Here is a 7,501-nt window from a genome sequence, read left to right as displayed (position 1 = left end):
CCGCCGGGCTGGCGTTCGCGGCGCTGGCCGGCTGGAGTCATGCCCGGCGCCGCACGCAGCCGGTGGCGACCTCCTGAGCTCTTGAAGTACTGAGCGCGCAGGTCCCTGGCCGGATGGGCGGGTTAAGGGTTGTGAAGGCTTAAGCCTCCGGCTGGCGGCCCGCTCTATGGGTCTGCGCGTAATCGTGCAACGCGTCAATCACCCGGTCGAACTCAAACGACTTGTCATAGAAATGGCGCACGCCGTATTGCAGGCAGCGCTCGCGATAAGCCGGCAGCGCGTGGTTGGTCAGCACGGCCGCGAAGGTTGTCTCGATCAAGCCCTTTCGCTGCAGGTACGCCAGCACAGGTACCCCTGAACCGTGCTTCAACTGCAGATCGACGATCACCGCGTCAAACGGTTCCGCGCTCAGCAGCGCGATAGCCTCGTCCGACGAATCCGCATAGGCCGCCACGCGCAGCACCCCTGATGCGTCGATTGCCTCGGCGACGCTGCGGCGGATCAACGCCGAATCCTCGATCAGCAGCACGCGCAAAGGTGCACGGCCGTCTGTGTGATGGGAGTTCGATTCGCTGCTCATGGCACTGTTCCGCGCACGGCTCCTTGCACTAGGCCACTCACGTGGATCTCACGTGAGTCTCGCATGAGTTTCACGCGTCCCTAACGTTATTCGATCAAACCATTCTTGATCGCGTAGTAAGTCAGATCGGCGTTGTTGGTCAGACGCATTTTCTCCAGCACGCGCGCCCGGTAGGTACTCACCGTTTTCACCGACAGATGCAGTTCCTCCGCGATATCCGTGGGAATCTGCCCCCCGGCGAGTTTGCAAAAAATCTGGAATTCACGTTCCGACAAACCCTCATGCGGACGCTGGGCAGCGGGTTTGTCGAGATTGTCGGCCAGCGTGTCGGCCACCGCTTCCGACAGATAACGATGCCCGCGCGCCACCGCGCGAATCGCCCGCACGATCTCGTCGGGCGCGCAGTCCTTGTTCAGATATCCGTTGGCGCCCGCGCGCAGCAGGTTGATCGCATACTGACTCTCCGGATAGCCCGACAGAATCAGCACGCCCTGGTCCGGCCGGACCTGCTTGATGACGCGCAAGGTGTCGATACCGTTCTTGTCCGGCATGGCGATATCGAGTAACACCACGTCGAAAGCCTGCTCACGTACGAGGCGGATGGTTTCGTCGCCGGTCGCAGCTTCCGCTGCCACGCACATATCCGGCTCGTCGGCGACGAACTGTTTGAAACCGCCTCGAACGATGGCGTGATCGTCAGCTATCAACACTCGAATCATCGGCTTCCATCCGTGCAGTGAGAGGGCTCCAAAGCGGACATTGTAGTGACGTCTCGCCGCGAAGTGCGGCGAGACGTTCACGCCGAAGCTGGCAGACCATGCCGCTGCTCGTGGCGGTGGCGCAGCGCGTGCCGCACGCGGCGTGACCGACGTATGCGGCACATTGGGCGTTCACTCGCGGCCTTCGAGGAGGTCGGCCATATCGTCCGCGTGCTCTTCTTCGACCGCCAGCACTTCCTCGAAGATACGACGCGTGGTGATATCGTTATCGCCCAGGTATTTGATGATCTCGCGGTACGTATCAACGGCAATGCGCTCGGCCACCAGGTTCTCCCGAATCATATCGGTCAAATCCTTGCCTTCCTGGTATTCCGAATGCGAACGCGTCTTCAGACTGTCCGGCGCAAAGTCCGGCTCGCCACCCAGTTGCACGATGCGCTCGGCGAAGCGGTCGGCGTGTTCCTGCTCTTCCATGGCGTGCTCGGCGAATTCGGCGGCGACCGCCTCCGAATTGATCCCCTTGGCCATGAAATGGTGCCGTTTATAGCGCAAGATGCAGACGATCTCCGTGGCGAGCGCGTCGTTAAGCAGTTTGAGCACGGTCTGGCGGTCTGCGCCATAGGTCTGCGTAACCGGGCCGTCCGACATATGCTTGCGCGCGTCCTCGCGGATTTTCTGCACGTCCATCACGAAGGGGTCGTGAGATTGCGATGCGGCAGATGACTTCGACATGAGGTTCTCCTTTGATCCGGTAGTGGGGGTAAGGCGCATCCCGCACGAAACGCGCCCGATGCGCCCGCGTTGGGAGATTGACCGCGTCTACGCTCGGAACACGCCCAGCAGCAACGTCACGACGAACACGACCAGGAAAATATAGAACAGGATCTTCGCAATTTCGGCCGCGCCGGCTGCAATACCGGTAAATCCGAATACCGCGGCAATGATGGCGATGATGAAGAAAACGACTGCGTAATGAAGCATGGCGACTCTCCTTCCTGAAATGTTGTTGGTATATACGGGGGCTTGCGCAACCCAAAAACGCCCCCGCTAATCAACTATCTTCTTTGTCACCACAAAGCCGAGCACGAGGAACACCACGCACAGAATTACGAACACGATAAACAGGAACTTGGCGATGGCCGCAGCGCCCGCCGCGATGCCGGTAAAGCCGAGTACACCGGCGACGAGAGCGATCACTGCGAAGATCAAGGCCCATTTGAGCATGATGGATTCCTCCGAAACGATAATTGAGCTGACATGCCTATCGTAATGACCCATGCGCAGGACCGCATTCCGGCTCACGCCGTTTTTCGTGTGAGAATCCGCTGACATTGCATTACAGTAGCTTTACGATTTAGGCGGGGCACGTACTGTGCTGCGCAATTACGGCTCAATAGACTTAAGACATGAAGAAAGGCACGAGGAGCACAACCTGAAAGTGGCCACCACATTAAACGAATGGATGCGCAACCGCAGTTGGGCGATTGCCATGACGGTTGCCATTGTGATCACCGTGGGTGGACTCGTGATTCTCGAGACGGCCCGCGAACGCATCGCCGCTGAATATGAGAGCGCGCTGGACGCGCGCGACGTCACGGTGCAACTGAGCACGCTGGAGAGCCAGCTAGCGCGGCTCAGCGCCGACCAAGCCAACTTTCTTCTGACGAAGCAAGTGGCGCGCGCGGAGGCTTACTGCACCAATGCCGTGAGTCTGCGGCAAAGCGTCCAGCAATTGAACACCTACTACCATCGCCGTGAAGCGGACAGCGCCGAACTGGCGAGCTTCACGCAGATCGCTGCGCTCATCGACGCCCGCATCGGCGCCGGTGCTGCCGCGATGCAGCAGGCCAACCCGCAACCACTGGAACTGGCCGCCTGCGGCACCGCGAGCGGCGCGCAAGCGACGGATGCGACGCTGATCGACAGCACCCTGTCGCTGCTGCGCGACAACGAGGTGAAGCGGGCCCAGCAGGCGCTCGACGCCAGCCGCGCCGATCAGCGCATCTCGACGTTGTGCGCGGCGGCGCTCTCCGCGCTGAACATCGTGCTGTTCATCCTGCTGTTTCGCAATCTGGGCATCCAGATCGACCGCCAGGCGCGAGTGCAGCGGCAACTGATCACACAGCAGGAAGAACTGGACCAACTTGTCACCGAGCGCACCCGTCAGCTCGAAGCGTTGGGGTGGCATCTGCAGGCAGTCGCCGAAAACGAGAAGACGCAACTCGCCCGCGAACTGCACGACGAACTCGGTGCCATTCTGACCGCCAGCAAGATGGACGTCGCCTGGGCTAACCGCAAGCTGAAGGACAGCGAGCCGGCGATTGCCGAGAAGCTCACACGGGCGCTCGCCAATCTCGATCAGGGGATTGCGCTCAAGCGCCGCATTATCGAAGACATGCGGCCAACCGTATTGGCGAACTTCGGCCTCGTTACGGCGCTGCGCACACTCGCTGATGAGGCCGCGCAGCGCAACAACTGGATGCTTGATCTGCAACTGCCCGCGGACGATATCCAGCTCGACGAGCAGACCGAGATCGCGCTCTTTCGGGTTGCACAGGAATCGCTCACCAATGCGGCGAAGTATGCACGCGCGTCACGCGTCTCCATTGGTCTGCAGGTCGACGATTTACAGGTTGGGCTGTCGATCACCGATAACGGCGTAGGCATCACGCCGGCCGACCTCAAGCGCACACATACGCACGGCCTGCTCGGCATGCGCCAGCGTGTGGCCGCGCATGGCGGGCAATTCGACATCCGCCGGGGCGTGCCGGCCGGTACGGAGATTCATGTGGTCATGCCTTGTGCACGGAGCGCTGTGCCGATGGATGATGCGGCGCCAGACATCCCTTCGCAAGACGCCGTGTAGGACGGCACTTACGCGAACAACGGAGCACACCTACACAAAAATCGCGAGCGCGCTGACAGCGTCACGTCGCCTTGTTTTTTAACATGCAATCAGACCGGATCGACTGGCGCCATGCCCCGGTCGTAAGCCACGGAGCACGCGCCGCAAACCGGGCGCGTCCATTGATGCATTCTTCACAAGGGGAACACTCATGACTCGACTCATCGCTTTGATTCTGATTTGCGGGACTGCGGCGCTCGCCGGGTGCAACACGATGGCCGGCGCAGGCCAGGATATTTCGAACGGCGGTCACGATCTGTCTAATGCGGCAGATAACGCCAAGTAGTCACATCAACTAGTACTGCTTGACGCAGCCCGCGTGGCGGCGCCAGGCAGTCGTCAGCCAGATTGGCCCGGTACGTTCGCGCACCGGGCCTTTTTATGTCTGGGCCGTGGCAGGACGCGCGCCTGAACCACACGCCGCATCGCGACAGCTACCACCACATATAAAAACAAAGCGGCGACCCACCTCCGGTGGACCGCCGCTCTGCCCCTCCCTGCTATGCCGCTGTCGCGCGGCTTATTGCCCTGTGAGCGTGTTGCTCAGTTCAAGCGCCGGCGTACCCGTGTTGCCGCCTTGCGCCACCAGCAAATGAATCTGGCCCGGCAACAACTGGCTCAAGGTGCCGGCGATCGGCACCGTGGTCACCAGCCAGTCGGCATTGTTGGCAAGACTAAACGTCGCCGACTGGTAAATAGGCGTCTTGCTGCCCGCCGTCGTGACGATCGCGACATACGTGCCGCCCGACAGATACAGCGAATCCTGGCCGCTCGCCGGCACCGCATTGCTGAACGACACACCGGCCATCGTCGGGCTCACGCCGCTGATAGATGTACCCGACGGCACGATATAGATGTCCAGATTGGTCGCATTCGCCGACGCATTGAAGGCACGCACGCGTGCGTCGTTCGACAGCAGGCCCTTGTCGAATGGATCATCGATCAACCCGATCCCCGGGGACGTCAAACCCGGCAACGCAAGCACGGTATATTCGTGACCATTGGCAGCATCGGGAAAGTTGCCGCTGGCGAGCGCGGTGGTCGTGCCCGTATCGGCATAGGCCACTGTCGTGGAACCCGTGTTGATATTGGTGAAATTCGTCACGCCCAGATAGCTGATGTTGGTCTGTCCTCCGGGCGCCTTGCCGTTGACCAGAAAATCGACGGCTGGACCGCCCGGAATGGCGTGAATGAAGTGGATCTCAGGATCGGTAATGCCCAGCGATTTTGCAGCGTCGCTGCCGCTGCCACCACACGCCGTCAACACGGACGCAACGCCAATCAGCGCCGCCATGGTTCGGATGAGCTTCATATTTTCACCTATATCGATGTCGGGTCTTACCCGTTAGTTATGTGAGCGCCACACCGGTGAGATACCTTGTTCGTTGATCGTTTGAACGGCTCCCCCGGTTGTCTCGTGGCGCTCCCTCCTATCCCTGATGCACGTCGTTGCATTGAAGAGCTGACGTGCGTGTAATGGACGATCGCATTGAGCAATCGGAGTGCCGCATGCACCAGCCTGGACATGAGCACCTGAATTGGGCTTACCGGGCAACGTGTTAGGCGGATTAGAATTTTCCCTCGGATGATTGGCCCGATCCGCGGTGTATTGTTCGTGCGCACCCAACTTTTACAAGGCGCGTTGCATGCCTTACCGATTTTTACTCGCCGAACTCGATCTGGGCTTCACGACCCTGCGCAACCGCGTCGTGATGGGCTCGATGCATACGGGTATGGAAGACCGCTTCTGGAACTATCCGAAGCTCGCCGCGTACTTCCGCGAGCGCGCCAAGGGCGGCGCGGGGCTGATCATCACCGGCGGAATCTCGCCGAACCGCCAAGGCTGGCTGCTGCCATTTGGCGGCACGCTGAACTCCGTTTTCGATCTGCGCAATCATCGCTTGCTGACGCAGGCCGTGCATGCCGAGGGCGGCAAGATCGCGCTTCAGATCCTGCATGCGGGACGCTATGGATATCAGCCGTTCGTGGTGTCCGCCTCCGCGCTCAAGTCACCGATCTCGAAGTTCAAGCCGCGCGCGCTCACCGAAGCGGGCGTTGCACGAACGGTCCGCGACTACGCACGCTGCGCGCGTCTTGCCCAACGTGCGGGCTACGACGGGGTCGAGATCATGGGCAGCGAAGGCTATCTGCTCAACCAGTTCCTCTGTCCACGCACCAACAAGCGCACGGATCGCTACGGCGGCAGTCTTGAGAACCGCATGCGGCTGGCGCGTGAGATTGTCGAAAGCGTACGCAAGGCCTGTGGCGAGCGCTTTATCGTGATCTATCGTTTGTCTCTGATCGATCTCGTCGAGGGCGGTAACACGTGGGATGAAACGGTTCAGGTAGCGCAAGCGCTGGAAGCCGCCGGCGTGACAATGTTCAATACCGGCATTGGCTGGCATGAGGCGCGGGTGCCGACCATCGTTACCTCGGTGCCGCGCGCCGCCTTCGCCCCTTTGAGCGCGCGTCTGAAAGCCGCCGTCAAGGTGCCGGTGATCGTCTCCAACCGCATCAATACGCCTGAGGTGGCCGAAGATCTGCTCGCGCAAGGCGCGGGCGATCTGGTGTCTCTCGCCCGCCCCCTGCTTGCTGATCCAGAGTTCGTCAACAAGACCGCAGCGGGACGCACTCAGGAAATCAATACCTGTATCGCGTGTAACCAGGCGTGTCTCGATCATACGTTTCAGAACCGCCGCGCCAGTTGCCTCGTGAATCCGCGCGCTGGACGCGAAACCGAACTGGTCTACCGGCCGCTCGCAGCGAAGGAAACGCCGCGCGCCATCGCCGTGGTCGGCGCGGGCCCGGCGGGGTTATCGGCCGCGACGGTGGCGGCGTCGCGCGGGCATCGCGTGACGTTGTTCGATGCGAGCGCAAGCATCGGCGGACAGTTCAATCTCGCCATGCGTGTGCCGGGCAAAGAAGAGTTCAGCGAAACAATCCGCTATTTTCAGAGCCAGTTGCAGCGGTACGCGGTGGATGTGCGGCTCGAAACGCGTGTCGATCCGGCGTTGCTTGCAGCGGGCGGCTTTGATGACGTGATCCTCGCCACCGGCATCGTGCCGCGTCGCCCGCCCATTACCGGGATCGACGGGCCGAATGTGCTGTCGTATGCGGAGGTGCTGCGGGGCGCCCCGGTCGGGCGTAGGGTGGCGGTGATCGGTGCGGGCGGTATCGGCTTCGACGTCAGCGAATTCCTGCTGCATCATCCGGGCGAGCCGCTGCCGCAACCGCGCGATGCCTGGCTCGACGAATGGGGCGTCGACCTCGCCGTTAGGGAGCGCGGCGGTCTAAAAG

At 61.2% G+C, this 7,501-nt stretch carries 9 protein-coding genes; 3 read left to right on the top strand and 6 right to left on the bottom strand.

The genetic code is table 11. The features are described from left to right. Nucleotides 1-139: 139 nt before the first annotated feature. From WCA85_RS18110 to WCA85_RS18090, 5 genes are all read right to left on the bottom strand, one after another. Complete coding sequence (locus WCA85_RS18110) at nucleotides 140-580, bottom strand: response regulator (protein ID WP_424066240.1); 441 nt, start codon at nucleotides 578-580, stop codon at nucleotides 140-142. Between the two features lie 86 nt (nucleotides 581-666). Further along, nucleotides 667-1,299: a response regulator gene (locus tag WCA85_RS18105; protein WP_424066238.1), complete on the bottom strand. Its 633-nt coding sequence runs from the start codon at nucleotides 1,297-1,299 to the stop codon at nucleotides 667-669. 171 nt (nucleotides 1,300-1,470) lie between these two features. Continuing rightward, the gene (locus WCA85_RS18100) at nucleotides 1,471-2,031 is read right to left on the bottom strand and encodes a ferritin-like domain-containing protein (RefSeq protein WP_424066236.1); all 561 of its coding nucleotides are present in this window, start codon (nucleotides 2,029-2,031) and stop codon (nucleotides 1,471-1,473) included. 87 nt (nucleotides 2,032-2,118) lie between these two features. Next, complete coding sequence (locus WCA85_RS18095; protein WP_424066234.1) at nucleotides 2,119-2,280, bottom strand: DUF1328 domain-containing protein; 162 nt, start codon at nucleotides 2,278-2,280, stop codon at nucleotides 2,119-2,121. 66 nt (nucleotides 2,281-2,346) lie between these two features. Further along, on the bottom strand, nucleotides 2,347-2,523 hold the full coding sequence (locus tag WCA85_RS18090) for a DUF1328 domain-containing protein (RefSeq protein ID WP_424066233.1): 177 nt from the start codon (nucleotides 2,521-2,523) through the stop codon (nucleotides 2,347-2,349). A 169-nt stretch (nucleotides 2,524-2,692) separates the two neighbouring features. Here WCA85_RS18090 and WCA85_RS18085 point away from each other — a divergent pair, with 169 nt between their 5' ends. Both WCA85_RS18085 and WCA85_RS18080 read left to right on the top strand, forming a co-directional pair. After that, nucleotides 2,693-4,165 (top strand): sensor histidine kinase, encoded by a 1,473-nt coding sequence (locus tag WCA85_RS18085; protein ID WP_424066242.1) that lies wholly within the window; start codon nucleotides 2,693-2,695, stop codon nucleotides 4,163-4,165. Nucleotides 4,166-4,355: 190 nt separating this feature from the next. Continuing rightward, the gene (locus WCA85_RS18080; RefSeq protein WP_424066232.1) at nucleotides 4,356-4,490 is read left to right on the top strand and encodes an entericidin A/B family lipoprotein; all 135 of its coding nucleotides are present in this window, start codon (nucleotides 4,356-4,358) and stop codon (nucleotides 4,488-4,490) included. Nucleotides 4,491-4,724: 234 nt separating this feature from the next. Here the strand turns inward: WCA85_RS18080 and WCA85_RS18075 are convergent, their stop codons facing one another. Next, a complete protein-coding gene (locus tag WCA85_RS18075; protein WP_424066230.1) occupies nucleotides 4,725-5,516 on the bottom strand; it encodes a DUF4397 domain-containing protein in 792 nt (263 codons plus the stop codon). Between the two features lie 334 nt (nucleotides 5,517-5,850). On the opposite strand from WCA85_RS18075, the gene WCA85_RS18070 reads away from it, so the two are divergent. Beyond that, a partial coding sequence (locus WCA85_RS18070; protein WP_424066228.1) for an FAD-dependent oxidoreductase occupies nucleotides 5,851-7,501 on the top strand: 1,651 nt, incomplete at its 3' end.

The organism is Paraburkholderia sp. (assembly GCF_049581445.1).
Taxonomy (GTDB): Bacteria; Pseudomonadota; Gammaproteobacteria; order Burkholderiales; family Burkholderiaceae; genus Paraburkholderia.
The sequence above is the reverse complement of the archived record's forward strand: the minus strand, read 5'-3'. Positions and strand labels throughout refer to the sequence as shown.

What these genes read in the sequence shown, in the direction of transcription:
- WCA85_RS18110 (WP_424066240.1), bottom strand. Translation starts at nt 580, where the DNA reads ATGAGCAGCGAATCGAACTCCCATCACACAGACGGCCGTGCACCTTTG.
- WCA85_RS18105 (WP_424066238.1), bottom strand. Translation starts at nt 1,299, where the DNA reads ATGATTCGAGTGTTGATAGCTGACGATCACGCCATCGTTCGAGGCGGT.
- WCA85_RS18100 (WP_424066236.1), bottom strand. Translation starts at nt 2,031, where the DNA reads ATGTCGAAGTCATCTGCCGCATCGCAATCTCACGACCCCTTCGTGATG.
- WCA85_RS18095 (WP_424066234.1), bottom strand. Translation starts at nt 2,280, where the DNA reads ATGCTTCATTACGCAGTCGTTTTCTTCATCATCGCCATCATTGCCGCG.
- WCA85_RS18090 (WP_424066233.1), bottom strand. Translation starts at nt 2,523, where the DNA reads ATGCTCAAATGGGCCTTGATCTTCGCAGTGATCGCTCTCGTCGCCGGT.
- WCA85_RS18080 (WP_424066232.1), top strand. Translation starts at nt 4,356, where the DNA reads ATGACTCGACTCATCGCTTTGATTCTGATTTGCGGGACTGCGGCGCTC.
- WCA85_RS18075 (WP_424066230.1), bottom strand. Translation starts at nt 5,516, where the DNA reads ATGAAGCTCATCCGAACCATGGCGGCGCTGATTGGCGTTGCGTCCGTG.